The organism is Micromonospora cynarisoli (assembly GCF_030518815.1).
GTDB classification, from domain to species: Bacteria; Actinomycetota; Actinomycetes; order Mycobacteriales; family Micromonosporaceae; genus Micromonospora; species Micromonospora wenchangensis.
The window spans coordinates 4,765,862-4,785,107 of record NZ_CP130426.1 but is presented as its reverse complement, the minus strand read 5'-3'; the positions used below and the strand labels follow the sequence as shown (position 1 = coordinate 4,785,107).

At 73.0% G+C, this 19,246-nt stretch carries 16 protein-coding genes and 1 pseudogene; 10 read left to right on the top strand and 7 right to left on the bottom strand.

What is annotated here, in order from left to right; translation table 11 throughout:
* Positions 1 to 35 precede the first annotated feature (35 nt).
* Positions 36 to 482: an LppU/SCO3897 family protein gene (locus Q2K16_RS33270; protein ID WP_489671926.1), complete on the top strand. Its 447-nt coding sequence runs from the start codon at positions 36 to 38 to the stop codon at positions 480 to 482.
* A 148-nt stretch (positions 483 to 630) separates the two neighbouring features.
* Positions 631 to 1,875: an ATP-binding protein gene (locus Q2K16_RS20665; RefSeq protein ID WP_302739435.1), complete on the top strand. Its 1,245-nt coding sequence runs from the start codon at positions 631 to 633 to the stop codon at positions 1,873 to 1,875.
* 70 nt (positions 1,876 to 1,945) lie between these two features.
* Here the strand turns inward: Q2K16_RS20665 and Q2K16_RS20660 are convergent, their stop codons facing one another.
* Entirely contained in the window at positions 1,946 to 2,491 is a 546-nt protein-coding gene (locus tag Q2K16_RS20660) for a GNAT family N-acetyltransferase (protein ID WP_302739434.1), read from the bottom strand.
* A gap of 201 nt (positions 2,492 to 2,692) precedes the next feature.
* On the opposite strand from Q2K16_RS20660, the gene Q2K16_RS20655 reads away from it, so the two are divergent.
* Together Q2K16_RS20655 and Q2K16_RS20650 are read left to right on the top strand one after the other, a co-directional pair.
* A complete protein-coding gene (locus tag Q2K16_RS20655; protein ID WP_302739433.1) occupies positions 2,693 to 3,238 on the top strand; it encodes a DoxX family protein in 546 nt (181 codons plus the stop codon).
* Positions 3,239 to 3,442: 204 nt separating this feature from the next.
* The gene (locus Q2K16_RS20650) at positions 3,443 to 4,885 is read left to right on the top strand and encodes a glycosyltransferase 87 family protein (protein WP_302739432.1); all 1,443 of its coding nucleotides are present in this window, start codon (positions 3,443 to 3,445) and stop codon (positions 4,883 to 4,885) included.
* A 71-nt stretch (positions 4,886 to 4,956) separates the two neighbouring features.
* On the opposite strand, the gene Q2K16_RS20645 is transcribed toward Q2K16_RS20650, so the two are convergent.
* The 4 genes from Q2K16_RS20645 to moaC all read right to left on the bottom strand — a co-directional run bounded on the left by Q2K16_RS20645 (position 4,957) and on the right by moaC (position 7,681).
* Positions 4,957 to 5,388 (bottom strand): molybdenum cofactor biosynthesis protein MoaE, encoded by a 432-nt coding sequence (locus tag Q2K16_RS20645; RefSeq protein ID WP_302746559.1) that lies wholly within the window; start codon positions 5,386 to 5,388, stop codon positions 4,957 to 4,959.
* A complete protein-coding gene (locus tag Q2K16_RS20640; RefSeq protein WP_302739431.1) occupies positions 5,385 to 6,644 on the bottom strand; it encodes a molybdopterin molybdotransferase MoeA in 1,260 nt (419 codons plus the stop codon). Before Q2K16_RS20640 ends, Q2K16_RS20645 begins: the two co-directional genes overlap by 4 nt.
* 78 nt (positions 6,645 to 6,722) lie before the next feature.
* The gene (locus tag Q2K16_RS20635; protein ID WP_302739430.1) at positions 6,723 to 7,193 is read right to left on the bottom strand and encodes a MogA/MoaB family molybdenum cofactor biosynthesis protein; all 471 of its coding nucleotides are present in this window, start codon (positions 7,191 to 7,193) and stop codon (positions 6,723 to 6,725) included.
* The gene (gene moaC, locus Q2K16_RS20630) at positions 7,190 to 7,681 is read right to left on the bottom strand and encodes a cyclic pyranopterin monophosphate synthase MoaC (RefSeq protein ID WP_302739428.1); all 492 of its coding nucleotides are present in this window, start codon (positions 7,679 to 7,681) and stop codon (positions 7,190 to 7,192) included. The genes Q2K16_RS20635 and moaC overlap by 4 nt, the downstream gene beginning before the upstream one ends.
* A 686-nt stretch (positions 7,682 to 8,367) precedes the next feature.
* On the opposite strand from moaC, the gene Q2K16_RS20625 reads away from it, so the two are divergent.
* The 5 genes and pseudogenes from Q2K16_RS20625 to Q2K16_RS20605 all read left to right on the top strand — a co-directional run bounded on the left by Q2K16_RS20625 (position 8,368) and on the right by Q2K16_RS20605 (position 14,110).
* Complete coding sequence (locus tag Q2K16_RS20625) at positions 8,368 to 10,896, top strand: putative bifunctional diguanylate cyclase/phosphodiesterase (protein ID WP_302739427.1); 2,529 nt, start codon at positions 8,368 to 8,370, stop codon at positions 10,894 to 10,896.
* A pseudogene (locus Q2K16_RS20620) lies at positions 10,893 to 12,182 on the top strand (glycosyltransferase family 87 protein); the annotation flags it as partial. The gene Q2K16_RS20625 and the pseudogene Q2K16_RS20620, both read left to right, overlap by 4 nt.
* A gap of 24 nt (positions 12,183 to 12,206) precedes the next feature.
* Complete coding sequence (locus tag Q2K16_RS20615) at positions 12,207 to 12,839, top strand: phosphoribosyltransferase (protein WP_302746558.1); 633 nt, start codon at positions 12,207 to 12,209, stop codon at positions 12,837 to 12,839.
* Between the two features lie 29 nt (positions 12,840 to 12,868).
* Positions 12,869 to 13,291 (top strand): TFIIB-type zinc ribbon-containing protein, encoded by a 423-nt coding sequence (locus tag Q2K16_RS20610; RefSeq protein WP_302739426.1) that lies wholly within the window; start codon positions 12,869 to 12,871, stop codon positions 13,289 to 13,291.
* Positions 13,292 to 13,426: 135 nt separating this feature from the next.
* On the top strand, positions 13,427 to 14,110 hold the full coding sequence (locus Q2K16_RS20605; protein WP_302739425.1) for a maleylpyruvate isomerase N-terminal domain-containing protein: 684 nt from the start codon (positions 13,427 to 13,429) through the stop codon (positions 14,108 to 14,110).
* A gap of 24 nt (positions 14,111 to 14,134) precedes the next feature.
* Here Q2K16_RS20605 and Q2K16_RS20600 read toward each other — a convergent pair whose 3' ends face one another.
* Positions 14,135 to 14,509 carry a hypothetical protein gene (locus Q2K16_RS20600; protein ID WP_302739423.1) on the bottom strand — a complete coding sequence of 125 codons (375 nt, stop codon included), beginning with the start codon at positions 14,507 to 14,509 and terminating at the stop codon, positions 14,135 to 14,137.
* A 372-nt stretch (positions 14,510 to 14,881) separates the two neighbouring features.
* Positions 14,882 to 17,200, bottom strand: a complete 2,319-nt coding sequence (gene dnaB, locus Q2K16_RS20595) for a replicative DNA helicase (RefSeq protein WP_302739421.1) — start codon at positions 17,198 to 17,200, stop codon at positions 14,882 to 14,884.
* A gap of 388 nt (positions 17,201 to 17,588) precedes the next feature.
* Here dnaB and Q2K16_RS20590 point away from each other — a divergent pair, with 388 nt between their 5' ends.
* Positions 17,589 to 19,238, top strand: coding sequence for a hypothetical protein (locus Q2K16_RS20590; protein ID WP_302739419.1), 1,650 nt, complete (start codon positions 17,589 to 17,591; stop codon positions 19,236 to 19,238).
* The last annotated feature ends 8 nt before the right edge of the window (positions 19,239 to 19,246 follow it).

Sequence of the window (19,246 nt, the reverse complement as noted above, 5' to 3'; positions counted from 1 at the left end):
CGCCACCGGCGAAGGGGCGGGGCGGCCGGATCGCGCTGATCCTCGGGCTGGTGGTGGTGCTGCTGCTCTGCTCGTGCCTCGGGGTGGGCGGCTGGTTCGTCCTGGCCTCGGATGACGGCGACGACCCGGCGCCCTCGACGAGCATCTCCGCCGCCCCCACCGAGAACGGGCCGACGGAGGGCTCCCCGACGGACGCGCCGGAGCCGACGGTGGAACCGACGACCGCCGAGCCGACCCCCACGCCGACCAGGGCGGAAGAGATCGTCCGGGGCGACTGCGTGGTCAACGACGGCACGGCCAGCGATGCCGAACTGCGCAAGGTGCCGTGCGGCCCGAACACGTACGAGGTGCTGTTGCGCATTCCGGCGTCCACGAACGGGGAGCGGTGCCGGTCGTTGGCGCCGGAGTCGAACGCCAACTACGTGCACGACAACTCGGTGGACATCTTCGACTACGTGCTCTGCCTGCGCAAACGGAGCTGAACAGGAAAGTATGGGGCTGTCTAGCGTGGATGCTAGACAGCCCCATACTCGTGTCGAGAGCCACGGCCGGGGCGGGTAGGCGACACGCCGGTAGCGCTGTCTACGCATCTCTAGTCCGCAGGCTAGATCGCCCGATACTGTGCGATCCGTGGATCCGGTCCGCAACCCGTACGCCCCGGGCGCCGGTCAGCGCCCGCCCGAACTCGCCGGGCGGGGGCGGGAACTGGACGTCTTCGACGTGGTGCTGGAACGGATCGCCCGGGGCCGCCCCGAACGCAGCCTGATGCTCACCGGCCTGCGGGGGGTCGGCAAGACGGTCCTGCTCAACACCCTGCGCTCGCAGGCGATCAACCAGCTCTGGGGCACCGGCAAGATCGAGGCCCGGCCGGACCAGTCGCTGCGTCGGCCGATCGCCGCCGCCCTGCACATGGCGGTCCGGGAACTGGCCCCCCGGCACCGCGCACCGGAGCGGATCGACGCCTTCCTCGGCGTACTCAAGGCGTTCGCGCAGCGCAGCGCACCGACCACCGGGCGGGCCGGTGCGGCCCCCCGGTTGCGCGACAGGTGGCAGCCCGGCATCGACGTGCCGGCCAGCAGCGGCCGGGCCGACTCCGGCGACATCGAGATCGACCTGGTGGAGTTGCTCACCGACGCGGCGGCGGTCGCGGGGGACGTGGGCACCGGCATCGCCGTCTTCATCGACGAGATGCAGGATCTCGGGGCGGAGGACATCTCGGCGCTCTGCGCCGCCTGCCACGAGTTGTCCCAGCTCGGTGCGCCGCTGATCGTGGTGGGCGCGGGTCTGCCGCACCTGCCGGCGGTGCTCAGCGCCGCCAAGTCGTACTCGGAGCGGCTCTTCCGCTACCTGCGGATCGACCGGCTGGACCGGATCGCCGCCGACCGGGCACTGTGCGCGCCGGCCGAGCGCGAGCAGGTGGAGTACGAGCAGAAGGCCCTCGACCTGCTGTACGAGTCGTCAGGCGGGTACCCGTACTTCGTGCAGGCGTACGGGAAGGCGGCCTGGGACCACGCGCCCCGGTCACCGATCACCGACGCGGACGTGCGGGTCGCCGCCCCGGAGGCGGAGGCGGAGCTGGCGGTGGGGTTCTTCGGTTCCCGGTTCGAGCGGGCCACACCTGCCGAACGCGAGTACATGCGGGCGATGGCCACCCTGTCCCAGGTGGCGGTCGAGGCCGACGGCGGCGGCCGGGACGACATGGACGCCGCCGTGCCGACCGCCGAGATCGCCCGCGCGTTGGGCCGCAAGCCGGCGAGCCTCTCCCCGGCCCGGGACGCGCTGATCAAGAAGGGGCTGATCTACTCCGGGGAACGCGGCACGGTCGCCTTCACCGTCCCGCACTTCGGCCGCTACCTGCGCACCCAGCCGGCCTGATCGCACCGGCCCCCGTGGCCGGGCCCGCCGGCCGGCCGGAACCGGCCACGGGGCCGGGAGGCCGCCGGGGTCAGACCCGGGACCAGGGGGCCGGGAAGACCACTTCGCCGCGCGGTGGCGGCGGCGCGTCGCTGACCTCCGGCGGCAGCACGAGCGCCTGCCACGGCTCCCCCAGCCCCGACCAGGGGCTGACAAGTCCCATCCGGTCGGCGCGGGTGAAGCCGAACCGCCTGTAGTACGCCGGGTCGCCGAGCACCATCACCAGCTGTTCACCCAACTCGGTGGCGGCTTCCAACGCGGCCTGCACCACCGCCGTGCCGTGCCCGACCCGTTGCCGGTGCGGGGCCACCGCCACCGGCCCGAGCACCAGCGCCGGGACGCGGACCCGGTCGGCCTCGACCTGTACCCGGGTGAGCAGCGCGTACCCGACCACCTCGCCGCCGTACTCGGCGACCATCGCCAGTTCCGGCAGCCACGCCGCGCTGCCGCGCAGCTCGTCCACGAGCGCGACCTCACCGGGGGTGGTGCGGTCGGGGCGGGCGAAGGCGGCGGCCAGCACCCGGCGGACCGGGCCGGCGTCGGCCGGGCCCTCGGGACGCAGCCGAAGGGTCGTCACCCGCGCGACGTTACCCGTCGGAGCCCGTCCATCAGCGACGGTCGCTCCGTTCGGCGTGGCGCACCGCCTCCGCCCGCCGGTAGGGACGACCGCCGGCCCGCGGCGGGGGTTCGACGCACCGATGCGGACCGTGGACACGCGGACCGCTGCGGATCGGCCATTGCCCGGATAGTGGGGCGTCAAACGGGGTATGACTGAGCCATGAAACCCGTGCGCTCCCTCGCCCGTGTCATGTTGAGCGGCATTTTCGTGGTCAGCGGCGCCCGCAACTTTCAGCACCCCCAGCGGCTCGTCCCGACGGCCAAGCCGGTCACCGACCGGGTCACGCCGCTGATCCAACAGGTCGCGCCGCAGCTTCCCACCGACACCGAGACGTTGATCCGGGCCAACGCCGCCGTGCAGTTCACCGCCGGCCTGATGCTGGCCACCGGGAAGTTCACCCGCCCGGCCGCGCTGGTCCTGGCCGGTACGCTGGTGCCCACCACCGCCGCCGGTCACCCGTTCTGGAGCAACGACGATCCGGCGACCCGGAACAACAACCAGGTGCACTTCCTGAAGAACCTCGGCCTCTTCGGTGGTCTACTGCTCGCCGCCGCCGACACCGAGGGCAGGCCGGGTCTGCGCTGGCGGGCCGGTCACCGCATCGGCCACTCCCGACGTTCGGTGGGTCGCGCGGTGCGTACGGCCAGGCGGGAGGCCCGGATCGCCGTCCGGTCGGCCGCCGCCGCCCGTCGACTCCCCGGCTGACCTGCATCGATTCGGCCATCACCCCCCGCAAGGCCGCGAATTACCTGAACCACCCGACAGCCGTTAACGCGGTGGAAATGTCAAAAACTGGTGTGGGATCGGACACGGTCGGATAACGCGGGAGGCAGCAACGTGAGGCGCCGTTCTAGGCTCCCTACCGGACCTGGACGGGTAGGACGACCTTGGTACGGGGGTGGCCACGCCATGCCGACAACCGTCGGTAGACGTGCGGACCGCCTCGCCCCAGTCCGTCGCGCAACGCGTGGGATCGATCGTAGGACAGTCGTACGGACCGGCATCGTGGCCGCCGTCGCCTATGCCGCATGGCTCGCCATCGGTGCTTTCGGGCGGCCGTACAACTTCTTCGACATGAAGATCTACCACGGCGCGGTGGTGTGGTGGGCGAGCGGGCACGAGTTGTACGAGTTCATCGCGCCCACCACCACGCTGGGTTTCACCTACCCGCCCTTCGCCGCGCTGGCCATGCTGCCGATGGCGGGGCTGCCGATCGAGTTGGCCGGGTGGATCAACGCGGCCGGCAGCATCGCCGCCCTGGCGGTGGTCCTCGCCGCGCTGCTGCGTCCGATCGTCGACCGGCTCGGCTGGCCGCTCTGGTTCACCGTGGCCATCGCCACGCCGATGGCCACGGCCATCGAACCGGTCCGGGAGACCCTGGGGTACGGCCAGGTCAACCTGCTCCTGTTCGCGTTGATCATGGCGGACCTGGTGGGCCTGCGCTGGCGTTCCCGGCGGGGCACCCACGGGCGCGACACCGACGGCCCGTTCCTGCGGCTGCTCTACGGCGGCTCCTGGGCCGGGGTCGGCATCGGCCTGGCCACCGCCGTCAAGCTGACCCCGGCGCTGTTCATCGCCTACCTGCTGATCACCAGGCAGTGGCGGGTCGCCGCCACCGCCGTCGCCACCACCATCGGCGTCACCCTGGGCAGCTTCGCGCTCGTCGGCACCGAGTCCCGGGCCTACTTCGGCGGGGTGCTGTGGCAGACCGAACGGGTCGGGGCCGCCGACATGACGCCCAACCAGTCGCTGGCCGGCCTGCTGGCCCGGCTCTACGACTCGATCGAGACGCCCGGCCTGCTCTGGCTGGCGTTCTCGGTGCTGATCCTGGCCGTCGGGCTGTCCCGGGCCGCCAACGCCCGCGCCGACGGCGACGAGTTGACCGCCTTCACCCTGGTCGGGCTGACCGCCAACGTGATCAGCCCGATCTCCTGGTCGCACCACCTGGTCTGGGTCATCCCGGCGATCGTCGTGCTCGCCGACGCCGCCGTCCGCCGCCGCGAGGCGAGCCGGGGGGTGTCGCTGCGTAGCGGCCAGCAGGCGTACGGCGGGCCACCCGGGGTGAGCGGGCTGCGCCCGCCGATCTGGTACCCGACGCTGACCGGGCTACGGCACGGGGTGGCGGCGCTCGGGTTGTACCTGCTCTTCCTGATCTCACCGATCTGGCCGTACGAGCACAAGCTCCCCGAGGTGTCGCACTACCAGGACGGCCTGTTCGGCGCGCTGATGGAAAACTCGCTCGCGCTGGCGCTGATCGTGCTGGTCGCCGCCCTGCCGTGGCGGCCCGGTGCCGAACCCGCCTTCTACGCCGACCGGCCGGCCCGCGCCGCCGCCACCGCCGGCCGCCGCTGACCTGCCCGGCCCGCGCCACCGCAGTCAGCCGACCCCGGTCGGGCGGCTCCCGGCGGGCCGCGCCACCGGGGTCAGGGGCAGTTGACCCACTCCTCGGTGCCGTCGGCGAAGACCTGCCGCTTCCAGATCGGCAGTCGCGCCTTCACCTCGTCGACCAGCCGGGCGCAGGCCGCGAAGGCCGCCGCCCGGTGTGCCGTGCTCACCGCCGCCACCAGCGCCACGTCACCGATGTCGAGCCGGCCGATCCGGTGCGACACGGCTACCGCGTAGACGTCGGGGTCGGCGGCGATCTCGGCGGCCACCGCGCGCAGCGTCTCGACGGCGCTCGGGTGGCCCTCGTACTCCAGCAGGGTCACCGGTCGACCGTGGTCGTGGTCGCGGACCACGCCCTGGAAGGAGACCACCGCGCCGGCCCGGCGATCGGCCACCGCCGCCTCGTGCGCGGCCAGGTCCAGCGGCCGGTCGGTGACCGCGAGCAGGGCCGTCGTCGGGCCGGTCGTCACCACGTACGCTCCCCGGGCAGCAACGGCAGCGGTACGACCGGCACCCGGGCCCCGACCTCGCCGGAGGTGCCCGGCCGGATCACCGCGAACCCGTCCGCGCCGGCCAGGCCGCGCAGCATCGCCGACCCGACGTGGCGGACCGGGTGGGCGGTGCCGGCGGCCCGGTCGAGCCGAACCAGCGCCAAATGGGTGTGGTCCCCCCGGCCGGGCACCGGCCCGGCGAGGGTGGCCTGTGGCAGCGCCGGCAACGCCCGACCCTGGAGCCCGGCGAGCAGCGGCGCGACCAGCGACACCAAGGCGACGATCGCGGACTGCGGGTTGCCCGGCAGCCCGGCCACGAAACGCACCCGCCCGTCGGCGTCGACCAGCCGGGCCAGCAGCATCGGGAAGCCGGGCCGCACGGCGACCGTGTTCACCACGTGGTCGGCGCCGAGCGCCTCCAGCGCGGGGTGCAGGTGGTCGACCGGGCCGTGCATGGTGCCACCGGTGGTGCAGACCAGGTCGGCCCCGGCGAGCGCCCCACGCAGGGCGGCCACGTGGGCGGGGAGGGTGTCCGCCACCGGGCCGACCACGTCGGAGGGCCGCACCTGGCAGCCGTAGCGCCGCAACCAGGACGGCACCGCCGGGCCGAGCGCGTCCCGGACCCGGCCCGACCCGGGCGGCCCGGCGGTGAGCAGCTCGTCGCCGAAGACCAGCAGCGCGGCGCGCGGTTGGCGGCGCACCGTGAGCTGGTCGTGCCCGCAGGAGGCGGCCAGCCCGATCAGCGCCGGGTCGACCGGGGTGCCCGCCGGCAGCAACTCCTCGCCGGCCACCGCCTCCTCGCCCGGCTCCCGCCACTCCGGATGCGGACGCGGCGTACCGGTCACCCGCCCGTCCGGGGTACGCCCCGAGTCCTCGATCCGCACGATGGCGGTCGTCCCGGTGGGGACCATCGCGCCGGTGGCGATCTCGACGGTGGTGCCGTCGGCGGTCAGCCCGGCCGGAGTCTGCCCGGCGAGCACCCGTCCCACGACGTCCCACGGGCCGGCCCCGCGCACCGCCCAGCCGTCGACGCTGGAGGTGGGGAAGGCGGGCAGGTCGGTCCGGGTGGTCAACGGCTCGGCCAGGGTGTAGCCGTCGGCGTCGGCCAGCGACCGGTTGACCGGGGGCAGGGCGGCGGCGAGGCCGACCGCGTACACCCGCGAGCGGGCCTCCTCCCATCCGGCCGGCGGCGGCGCGGCGACCTGGGCCGCGGCGGCGGCGGTTTCCGTGCTCACCGGTGGCCTCCGTTCGGACGGGACGCGGCGCTCCGCGTACACCCCCGCGAGCCTATCGCCGCCGCGCCGGGCGTGCGGTCAGTGGTCGCCGCCGCGCAACTGGTCGACCGCGTGGCCGAGGATCGGCCCGAGCACGGCCAGCCCGTCCTTCGCGCCGCCCCGCGAGCCGGGCAGGTTGACCACGAGCATCCGGCCCAGCACCCCGGCGACCCCCCGGGACAGGGCCGAGGTGGGCACCCGGTCCCGGCTGTACGCGCGGATCGCCTCGGCGATGCCGGGGATCTCGTGGTCGAGCAGCGCCCGGGTCACCTCCGGGGTCCGGTCGGTGGGGTTGATGCCGGTGCCGCCGCTGGTCAGCACCACGTCGATCCCGTCGGCACGGGCGGCGCGCAGGGCCTCGCCGACCGGTTCGCCGTCGGGCACCACCACCGGCTCGTCGACCTGGCAGCCCAGCTCGCGCAGGCCGACGACGAGCAGCGGCCCGCTGGTGTCGGCGTACACCCCGGCGGCGGCCCGGTTGGACGCCACGACGACCCGGGCCCGGATCACGGCCGGTCCTGCGGGCGGACCCACTCGCCGGTCTTGCCGCCGGACTTGCGCAGCACCCGGACGGCGTCGACGGCGGCGGCCGGGTCGACCGCCTTGACCATGTCGATCAGGGCCAGCCCGGCGACGGCGACGGCGGTCAGCGCCTCCATCTCCACCCCGGTCCGGTCGGCGGTGCGGGCGGTGGCGGTGATCTCGACGGTGTCGTCGGTGACTTCGAGGTCGACGGTGACGCCGTGCAGGGCGATCGGGTGGCACAGCGGGATCAGGTCGGGGGTGCGCTTGGCGCCCATGATGCCGGCGATCCGGCCGACGGCCAGCGCGTCGCCCTTGGGCAGCCCGTCACGGCGCAGCAGCCCCACCACCTCGGCGGTGGTGCGCAGCCGCCCGGCGGCCACGGCGACCCGGCCGGACACCGGCTTGGCGGAGACGTCGACCATGCGGGCCGCGCCCGCGGCGTCGACGTGGCTGAGCTGCGCGGGATCGGTCACGTCCGCGAGCCTAGCGGTGCGCGCCGACCGGCGGGTACGTCCGGTGCGTGACGGCGACCGGGAACAGGAGCGCCGAGCGCGTGGGGACGATTCGTGATCGGTAGTTCATCGTCGATTTCATCGGCCGCCACTAATAGGTTCTCAACTCGACGGGAGAGCGGGAAACACCATCACGCGCGAGATCGTCACACCTGAGAAACCCTCCGTCGCGTCGTGACCGCGAATCGCCACCGGGCCACTTCGACGACGTTGGCACCACCGCGCCGACCCGACTACGCTGCGTTCCGCAATCGGGTGATCTGTCGCACTCGCACAGCCGGTCACCTCGACGTAACCGCAGACGGCACCTCTCGTCCGATGTCGCGGAGCCGCCGTCTGCACCATTATCTAGCGTTAACGAGAACCGTCGGGAGCGCTCAGCACTCCGTTTCCCCACGGAAACGGAAAGTCACCAAGGTGCACTCAATTCTCATCTATCGCTCATAGTTACATTTATACCTCCAAAATCGGCCTAACCGCACTTAGGCTGTCCCCTGTCAGATCCCGACCGCAAGGTCGGCGACAACGATCAGGGGAGGGCGAACGCGATGTCCGCACACGAGTGGCTCTGAACGATTGTGGTGGCGGCGTGACCCCACGTAGCCTTGGCCTCTGCTCAGCGACACGGAGTGGTTGTCGAGGACACGGTGGCGCGACCGGACGAAGGCAAGACGGAGGCCGAGCGGCAGCTGACGCTGCACGTCGGCCTCGTCTGCGTGGTGGCCACCGCAGCGGCGGTCGTCGCCCTCTACCAACTGGTCCGCCTCGACCTCACCGGCGGCGACCTCACCCGGTCCGTCGCACTGGCCTTCATGGCCGCGCTCGGCGTCCGGATCAACTGGCAGATCCGCATCCGGGCCACCGTCCACGCGGTCTCCTGGAGCGAGACGGCGATCGTCCTCGGGCTGGCCGTCGCACCGGCACCCCTGGTCGTCCTGACCACCGGCACCGGCGTCGCGATCGCCCTGCTGTCCATGAAACGCGCACCGTTGAAGACCGCCTTCGGCATCGCCAAGAGCATGCTGCTGGCGGCCGGTGGCGGTATCGCCCTGCACACCCTCGGCTGGTCGCCGCAGGACACCGACCTGCCGACCGCCATCGGCATGATCGGGCTCGCCTACGTCGTAGCCGTGGTCCTCGACGAACTGCTCACCCTGCCGGTCATCGCGATGGCCACCGGCACCCCGCTGCCCCGGCTCTTCTCCGACGACCTCGGCCTGCGCCTGACCAGCGCGCTGGCCCGGTTCGTCCTGATCGCCGTCACCCTGGCCATCCTCCAGGCCGACCCCCGGCTCCTGCTCGCCGTGCCACCGCTGGTGCTCAGCCTGCACCTGCTCTACTCCAACCAGGTCAAGTCCCGCACCGAGCAGCAGGCCTGGCAGCGGCTGGCCCGCACCACCGACGCGCTCAACGTGGTCGACCTGGACAAGGTCCTCACCACCGCCGTCACCCAGGCCACCGAACTCTTCTCCGCCGACGAGGTCGAGATCGAGTTGCGCGACGCCGGCCGCACCGTCCGGGGCGCGAGCGGCACGATCACCTACGACGGCCCCTCCGGCACCCCCAGTGAGATCGAGGGCACCGTCCTGCCCGCCCGCCTCGAAGGACACGACCGCACCGTCGACGTCGGGATGCTACGACTGCGGTTCCGTGGGCCGGTCCGGCTCAACGAACGCGAGCAGTACACCCTGCGTACCTTCGCCTCCGCGTTGTGCACGGCCGTCCGCAACGCCCAGGCGTACGCCGAACTCGCCCGGGTCGCCGACGAACACGCCCACGCCGCCAGCCACGACGCGCTCACCGGCCTGGCCAACCGCCGGCAACTGCTCGACCGGGGCACCGAACAGCTCGGCACCCGGCACGCCGAGGGGGTGACCGCCCTCGTCCTGATCGACCTCAACCACTTCAAGGAGGTCAACGACACCCTCGGCCACGCCGCCGGTGACCAGGTGCTGATGCAGGTCGCCGACCGGCTGCGCGCCGCCGCCCGCGACGAGGACCTGGTCGCCCGCCTCGGCGGCGACGAGTTCGCCGTGCTGATGCGCAACCTGCCCGCCCCCGCCATCGCCGCCCACCGGGCCGAAACCCTGCTCGGCGCCCTGCACGAACCGATCGACGTGGACGGCATGCGGATCAGCGTGGAGGCCAGCGGCGGCATCGCGGCGGCCCCCGCCACCGGCGGCATGCCCGAACTACTGCGCCGCGCCGACGTCGCCATGTACCAGGCAAAGCGGGCCGGCCAGCGGATCGCCACGTACGCCCCCACCCGGGACACCGCCGACCTGCGCCGGCTCACCCTCGGCGGCGAACTACCCCGCGCGGTGGCCGACCACGAGTTCACCGTCAACTTCCAGCCCATCGTCGACCTCGGCACCGGCGAGGTCACCGGGGCCGAAGCGCTGGCCCGCTGGCACCACCCCCGGCACGGGGTGATCGACCCGTTGCGCTTCATCGAGGCGGTGGAACGCTCCGGCATGCTCCCCGCGTTCGCCGAGGCCATCCTCGACCAGGCGCTCATCGCCGCCGTCGGCTGGCGGACCGCCGGCTTCGACCTGCCGGTCTCGGTCAACGTCTCGCCCCGCAGCCTGCTCGACGCCCGCTTCCCCGGCGCGGTGCTGGCCCGCCTCCAGGCCCACGACTTCCCCCCGGACCGGCTCGTCCTGGAGCTGACCGAGACGCTCACCCTCAGCCAGCTCGACGTGGTCGACCGGGTGCTCAACCGGCTGCGCGACTCCGGCATCCGGCTCGCCCTGGACGACTTCGGCACCGGCTACTCGTCGCTCTCCCTGCTCTCCCGCATCCCCGTCCACGAGCTGAAGATCGACCGCAGCTTCGTCACCGCGATGGAGAGTTCCGCCGAGGCCGCAGCCGTCATCCGCTCCACCCTCGACCTCGGCCGCAGCCTCGACCTGGCCGTCGTCGCCGAGGGCGTGGAGAGCGAACCGCAGCGCCGCGCCCTGTGGTCGCTCGGCTGCGCCGCCGGCCAGGGACACCTGTTCGCCCGCCCACTGCCGGCCGGCGCGCTCCTCGCCGCGCTGCAACGGGGCTCCGGTGGCCGCCCCGGCAGTCTCGCCACCCCGCTGCACGACACCGGCGCGGTCATCCGACTCAGCACCCCCGGCCGCCGCCAGCCCGCCCGGAACCGTCCGACGGGTCTGCCACACTTGCCGGCGTGACCGCCGCCGACCGTGCCGCCCGCCGCTTCCGCGCCGTCGACACCGCCGCCTGTGGACTCGCCCTCGACCTCGGCCTCTACCTGGTCTCCGCGACCTTCGCCGCCGTCACCGCCACCACCTCCACCCTCCCGCCGCACCGGGCCTGGGGTGGCGTCGCCGCCGTCGGCTACCTCGCCGCCACGGTCCTGGTCGCCGCCCAGTTCCTCCTCCGCCGTCACCGTCCCCGGCTGGCCGGCACCACCGCCCGCGCGGTGGTCACCGGCCTCGCCTGGGCCGGCACCACCCTGCTCCCGCTGACCGTGCAGGCCGGGCAGCGGGCCGCCGGGCGCACCGACCGGGCCCAGGAGGAGGTGGTGGTGGTCGAGCAGGCCGGCATCCGGCTCGCCGAGCACGGCACCCCCTACCTCGGGCCGGACGCCATCGCCGCGCTGCCCGCCGACGAACGGCTGCTCGGCTACACCCCGTACCAGCCGGGGATGGCGTTTTTCGGGCTGCCCCGGGCCGCCGCCGACGCCTGGTGGACCGACTCCCGCGTCTGGTTCGCGCTGGTCACCGCCGCAGCCCTGGCATGGGCCGTGGTCGCGCTGCGCCGCCCCGCCCCGACCACCGGCGGACGGGCCGGGGCACCGGCGGTGCTGCGTGGCGTGCAGGCGGCGACCGTCCTGCCGATCTGCGCGCTCACCCTCGCCACCGGCGGCGACGACCTACCCGTACTCGCGCTCTGCCTGCTGGCGCTGGCGTTCGCCGCCACCGGGCGACCAGGCGGGGCCGGGCTGGCGGTCGGGCTGGCCGGCGCCTTGAAGCTGTTCGCCTGGCCGGTCGCGCTGGTCCTGATCTTCTGGGGGGCGACCCGACGGGCCGGGCTGCGGGTGGCGGCCGGTGCGCTCGGCCTGCCCGCCGTCGCCCTGCTCCCCGCCCTGCTGGTCGACCGGGACGCGCTGGTGGAGAACGTGCTCCGCTTCCCGCTCGGCCACGGCCAGGTCACCAGCCCCGCCCAGTCCCCGTTCCCCGGCCACCTGATCGCCACCGCCCTGCCCGGCGGCCGGGTCGTCGCCGCCACGCTGCTCGTCGCCGTCGGTGCCGCGATCGCCGTCCGGCTCGTCCGCCGCCCGCCCCGCACCGCCGCCGCCACCGCACTGGTCTGCGGGTACGGCCTGCTCGCCGCGATCCTGCTCATGCCCACCACCCGCTTCGGCTACCTGCTCTACCCAATCGCCCTGCTGGTCTGGGCCAGCGCCCTCGCCACCCGGCCGGCACCGGTTCCGCCGAGTTCCCGGCACACCCCGCCCGCGGGGCGTAGACCTGAGGACATGAGCAGCTACCGCGACCGCGCCGACGCCGGCCGGCGACTCGCCGAACGGCTCACCGCCCTGGCCGGTCAGCCCGACGTCGTCGTGCTGGGCCTGGTACGCGGCGGGGTGCCGGTGGCCCGGGTCGTCGCCGACCGGCTCGGCGTACCGCTCGACGTGCTGGTGGTCCGCAAGCTCGGTCTGCCCGGGGCACCCGAGGTGGCCTTCGGCGCGCTCGGCCCCGGTGGGGTCCTGGTCCTCAACGACCAGGTCGCCGCCCCGCTCGACCCGGCCGACCGCGCCGAGGTGCAACGCCGTGAACAGGCCGAACTCGACCGCCGGGAGGCCCGTTACCGGCACGGTCGACCCCCGCTCGACCTGACCGGACGGACCGCCCTGATCGTCGACGACGGGCTGGCCACCGGGGCGACCGCCCGCGCCGCCGTGCAGGTCGCCCGGCGGCTCGGCGCCCGACGGGTCGTGGTCGCGGTGCCCGTCGGCGCGCAGCAGGCGTACGAGATGCTCGCCGCCGAGGCCGACGAGGTGGTCTGCCCGCAGCACCCGGTCGACTTCACCGCAGTCAGCGCCTACTACGACGACTTCCACGAGGTCGACGACGACGAGGTGACCTCGGCGCTGATCACCACCGCCTGAATGCTGCGCCGACCGGGTACCGTCGAGCGATGCAGCTCACCTGTCCCAAGTGTCGCGGAGATATGCGCCAGTACGAGCGCAGCGGAGTCGTCATCGACCAGTGCGGCGAGTGCCGGGGGATCTTCCTGGACCGCGGCGAACTCGAAAAGCTGTTCGAGGCCGAGGCGAACTGGAACCGGCAGCGCAGTGCGGGCGCGCCCGGTCAGCCCGGAGCCGTCCCCGGTCAGCAGCACGTCCAGGCGCCTGGCGGATACCCGCCGCCTCCGCCGCCGCCCGCCCCGAGCCACCAGCCGGGCTACGGTGCCGTGCCGCCGCCCCCGCCCCCGCCGGGTTACCCGCCGCAGCCCGCGTACGGCGGCCACGGTGGCTACGGCCACCCGCAGCACCACGGCTACCACGGCCACTACAAGCGCAAGAAGCACAAGGGTTTCCTCGACGAGATGTTCGGCTGACCGGTTCCGTCGACGGCCGGGCCGGGCCCTTCCGCGCCCGGCCCGGTCCCGTCGCCGCCGTCGGCCGCACGGGGCTCCGCCGGCGGGTTCCGGGTCCGGGTGCCGGACCGCCCCGGGCGTGCGACGCTGCACGACATGACGTTCGTCCGGCAGCACACCGCGTTGGCGCAGGCCTACGACGGCATCACCCGGGTGGTCGCCGACCTCGACGACGACACCCTGCAACGCACCACCCGGTGTCGCGGCTGGGTCGTCGCCGACCTGCTCTTCCACCTGCTCGGCGACGCCCAACGGGCGCTGGTCACGCTGGCCAGCCCCGCCGACGGGCCGGCCGACACCGACGACGTCAGCTACTGGCGGTCGTTCCGGGCGGGCGACGATCCCGACGCCGCAGCCCGGCACGCGTGGTGGGCCCGCCGCTCGGCCGCCGCCTTCGACCGGCCCACCGGCGTGGTCCGGATCTGGGCTGACACCGCCCCGGCCGCCGTACGCGCGGCGGGTGCCACCGACCCGCAGGGCCACGTCGCCACCCAGGGGCACGTGCTGCGGGTGCCCGACTTCCTGGCCACGTTGACCACCGAGGCCGTCGTGCACCACCTCGACCTGGTGCCCGACCTGCCCGACGCGCCGCTGCCCGGTCCGCTGGCCGTCGCCGTCGCGGTCGCCACGATGGACGGCCTGCTCAGCGACGACACCGTCCGGCCCGCCGACTGGGACGACCTGACGTACCTGGGCAAAGCCACCGGCCGGGAGCCGCTGACCGACCGGGACCGGGTGGCGCTGGGCGAGGCCGCCGGCTGGTTCCCGCTACTCGGCTGATTTCGGCGCGCTCGGAACTGATCGCTATCGCTGACGGGCGATCATCTGTGCGGCAATCTCCGCCTTCCGCGCCAGCGCCGGTTCGGCATCAAGGTAGAGAAGGGAGGCCATCCTCTCAGCCGGTCCGCAGGTGGTTCCAACAGTGCAGATGCTCTTGTGTGGACGCACCGACAGACCACTGATGCCGCTACTTTCGAGGAGAGCAACGAATGCGGTCATGACATGTCGCCTTCCGACCACTCTGAACTGAGCAAATGTTCGACCACTCGGGGCCGCCCTCTTGTAGATCCCCAGCGAGCCGTCACCATCGACGACACCGCGCCAGAAGTCGCGCGAGACAACCAACCGCTCGTCAATGGAATCACCGTATCTGCCCAATTCGATGAGCCGGTCCGCCAAGCTCCGCGATCACACGGAGAACTGACACGAGCCTTGGATCGGTTTGTTCGAGAGATACTGTTTCCGCAGCCCAGGTAATCCCGCAGCGCGACCAACTGGTCTCGGTCTCGCTCAGCCAGCCCTAGCGATATCTGCGGCAGGTGACCTGGTCGGTAGCTGACACATCCGTCAGCGAACAGAAACCCGATCCAGTAGCAGGCATCAGGCGTCAGCCTGTCGAAGGCATCGTGCCGCAAGCCCTGTGAGACTGAGGGGATATTGATTCCTCGGCGGGAGATCAGGCCGCGAACAGCCGGAACCGTTACGCTGAACTCTCCGCGCGTGCAACCACGTCTCGTCGTCGCTCGGCGGCAAGTTGCGTCCCGGTCTCGGTCACCCGATGGCCATATCGACGAATCGAGAGAGATGAAGCTGGGCCGCGACCGTTATACTGTCGGTCGGACCATTTCTGTGCTTGGCGATTATGAAATCCGCCTCCCCTGCGCGCGGCGACTCCTTGTCGTAGTAGTCGTCGCGATGCAACAGGATGACGACGTCAGCATCTTGTTCGATCGAGCCAGATTCACGCAAATCGGACAATTGTGGCCGCTTGTCGGTGCGTTGCTCGGGACCACGGTTGAGCTGGCTGACCGCGATCACCGGGCACTCGACCTCCTTGGCCAGCAGCTTCAGGCCACGGGACAGGTCCGCGACCTCCTGCTGACGGCTCTCGGTGCGCTTCGGTGAGGTCATCAGCTGGAGGTAGTCGACGACGATCATCTTGAGGTCGTGCTTCTGCTTGAGCCGCCGCGCCTTCGCCCGGATCTCCATCAGGTTCATGCTCGGGGTGTCGTCCACGAACAGCGGTGCCTCGCTGATCTCACCCATGCAGCGGGCCAGCTTGGTCCAGTCGTCGTCGGAGAGCTGCCCGCTGCGCAGTACGTGCAGCGGGACCCGCGCCTCGGCCGAGAGGAGCCGCATGACGATCTCGACCTTGCTCATTTCCAGCGAGAAGATGGCGGCGGCCTGGTTGGCCCGGATCGCCGCGTTGCGGGCGAAGTCCATGCTGGCCGTGCTGTTGTGAGTGGGGATCATCGACCGGCCGGCCAGGTAGAGGTGGTCCGGGTTGTCGACGGTCACGCACCGCACCGGCACGCTGGCCACCGGCCGGACGTCCACCACGTACCGGACACCCGGGTCGGTGCGCAGGCGGACGGCCTCGGCGGACGCCCGGGGCTCCCGGCGGAAGACGGCGTCCGGGGTGGCGAAGGCGACCGTGTACGTCGTCCCGGTCCGGCCGGGTGCCGGCCGCTCGGTGAGCGTGCACCGGTAGCCGAGACCCACCACGAGTTCCCGCACGTCGCCGGCCAGCCGCCGCGAGGTCGAGGTGTACCGGTGCTCGCCGGTCGGGGTGAGGGTGCCGGCGGTGTCCATCAGCCCGGCGAGCAGCGCCCGACGTTGCGCCTCGGAGCCGCGCAGGTAGTCGCGGGGGATGTGCTTGTCCGTGAGGACACCGATCTCCCGCAGCGTCTTCAGGAAGGATGCGGCCAGGTGACCCGGGTCGGCCCGGCCGTCGCCGAGCCAGCCGCCGAGGCCGTACGGGGGGATGGGCACCGCCCGCTCGGGCAGTTGCAGGGGGGCGCAGGTGGCGACGGCGTGCCGGGGGTGTCCCTGGGGCCCGGTACGCAGCGTCGCCGCGATCTGCGCCGTGGTGACCACGCCGTCGCCGGCCTCGGCAGCGCCCTGAGCTGCGCCTACCGGTGCGAGGGTCCGCGTCGAGGTGGTCTGCCACAGGTGCCCGGCGTCGGCGACGATCACGCTGCCGTCGGAGAACTCGACCTCGTAGCAGGGTCGCCCGTGCATCACGGCGAAGGCGGCGGTGACCGTGGTCGGTGTGCCGTCCGCGGCGAGCAGCCGGTCGCCGACCTCGACCTCACCCATGGTGGTCCAGCCGTCGGGGGTAGGCAGCGGCGTGTCGAGCGCCAGCGCCTTACCGAGACCGGGGCGGCCGGCCACGATGATGAGCTGCCCCGGGTGCAGGCCGTTGAGCAGCCGGTCCAGGTCGGTGAAGCCGGTCGGCACCCCGGTCATCACGCCGCCCTGCGCGCCGACCGCCTCGATCTCGTCGAGGGTGGGCTGGAGCATGTCGGCGAGCACCGCGAAGTCCTCGCTGACCCGCCGTTCGGTGATCTCGTAGACCGCCTGCTGGGCCAGGTCGACGACGTCGTCGACGTCCCGGCTGCCACCGGCGGCGGTGCCGTAGCCGAGCTGCACGATCCGGGTGCCCGCCTCGACGAGGCGGCGCAGCACGGCACGTTCGCCGACGATCCGGGCGTAGTAGGAGGCGTTCGCGGCCGTCGGCACGGCCGCCATGCAGGTGTGCAGGTAGGGGGCACCGCCTACCCGGGCGAGGTCGCCGGAGTCGGCCAGGGCTGCCGCGACCGTGATGCCGTCGGCGGGCTCACCGCGACCGTAGATGTCGAGGATCGCGTCGAAGATGGTGGCGTGGACGGGCCGGTAGAAGTCGGTGGACTTGAGGATCTCAACGACGTCGGCGATCGCGTCCTTGGAGAGCAGCATGCCGCCGAGGACGCACTGCTCGGCGGCGACGTCCTGCGGTGGGGTCTTGTCGAACTGGCCGTCGCGGGGCGGCGGGGCGGACGACTGCCCCGCGACCCGGGGCTCCGCCCGCATGTCGTCGGTGATCGACACGGTTCCCCCTCCACAGCGTCGCGGTTGCCCCGGCGGTACGCCGGCGGTGACACCGTCCGGTCAGGTCGATCGGGGGGCCATCGCGCGACCGGTCGGTGCCCCACGATACGGACCCCGAGGTCAGACCCTCAACCGGCGCGGTGGACGAGCCTCGGGACAACCTGTGGACGCGCGTGGACAACCATGTGCGCAGCGTGTGCACAGCCTGTGGAAAACTGTGGGGGGATTCTGAGCGCCAGCGCTGTGAGCTGCGAGTTCACTATCCACACCCTGTGGACGAATATTTTCCGGTAAGGCTGTTGGGTCGGTCTTCCCGTACTATCTCTGCGAAACGGCTACACCTGGACAGCGGATTGCACTTTCGGTTGAGAAGGGTCACGCTCCGGCCGTGAGTTACCGGGACTGGGAGCGCGGGGAAGGCAGCCCGCGCGCGCGTCAGCCGATCGCCCCGTGGGACGACCTCGGCGACCCGGTTCCGTCGGATCCATACTCCTCGACGGACCGCGACCGCACACCGAGTCGCCGTCGGGCGGTCGAGCGCGGCCAGCGGGAACCTGTCGACGCCTACCTGCCGCGCTGGGCGGTCGAGTCGGGCATCGCGCACGCCGACGGCCGGGGCCGGCACGCCGCCCCGGACGACGAGGACGACACCCGCCGGGCCGCCGGGGTGGGCCGGCGGGCGGCCAGGCGGCGGCGGGAGAGCGAACGCCGGGAGGCGCGGGCGATCGGGGCGGGCCCCGGGTCCGACGACCACACCCGGGAGTGGACCTTCGACCGTCCCCAGCAGGAGCAGGGGTACGTCGGGAGCCGGCGGGCGGACGCCGACGAGGGTGAGCCGGTTTCCGGGGCGGCGCCGACGGCCCGCCCACGCCGGGCGTCGTCGCGTCGTCCGGAGGTGATCTGGTCCGGCGGTGACGATTCCGACCTGCCCGTGGAGGCCGTTCCCGAGCAGCCGCCCCGCCGTCGGCGACGCAACACCGACGAGTCGTGGGCCCGGCCCCTGACCGACCCGGCGAGCCGCCCGGCGGCCGACCCGTGGAGCCGGTCGGTCGAGCCGGAGCCGGAGTACCGCCCGGCGGTGGACCCGTGGGACGCCTCCGGTGTGCACGGTTGGCAGAGTCCTCCCACCGACGACCGGTGGGACCGGCTCGGCGGCTCGTCGCGGTGGGGGCAGAGCGACAGCACCGGCCAGTGGGACCGGTTCACCGACACCGCCCAGTGGGACCGGACGGACGTCGGCCGGTGGGGCCCGGTGAGCACGGACCGTGACGGGTGGGACGGCCGGGACCCGGAACGGGTCGACCGCCCGGACCGCGCCGACGTCGGCCAGTGGGACCGGGGTGGGGTCGACCGGCGGGACGCGGTCGAGGTGGACCGGTGGGAGCGGTCGGTGCCGCCCCGGTCGTCGCAGCCGGTCACCGGTGAGGGTTGGCCGTGGGGTGAGCAGCCGGAGGGTTTCTGGTCGGGTACCCGCCTGGCGGGCGACGATCCCCGCTGGATGGACCCGCCGACGTCGGCGCCCCGGTCGCCGGTGGTGGGTTACACCGCGCCGCGTCCCCGGGCGGCCCCACGGCGTCGGGCCGAGCCGGTGTCCGGGCGGGCGACGCCGTCCTCGCTGCGGGGGCGGATCGGCTCGGTGGGTGCCGGCTCGTGGAACCGTCGCCTGGAGGACGACCTGCTCGACCCGGACCCGGGTGGTCCGCTGCGTCCGTTGGTCTACACCGCCGCCTGTTACCTGGTGCCGGCGGTGCTGGTGTTCCTGTGGCTGTTGACCCTGGACGGTCAGCCGCCGGCCGGTTGTGTCACGGACATCAGCGGTGGCGGGTGCGAGCCGCCCCGGGCCCACGCGCTGGGTTCGCTGGTGGCGGGTGGTCCCCGGTTCGGCCTGTCGTTGCTGAGCAGTCTGGTGGTGGCGGTGCTGTTGCGCCGGGTCGGGACGACCTGGCGGCCGGCGACGGTGGCGCTGGCGGCGGCGGTGGTCGGTGGCGGCCTGTCCACCGTGATGATCAGCGCGATCACCGGTCAGCCGATCGGCTGACCGCGCGC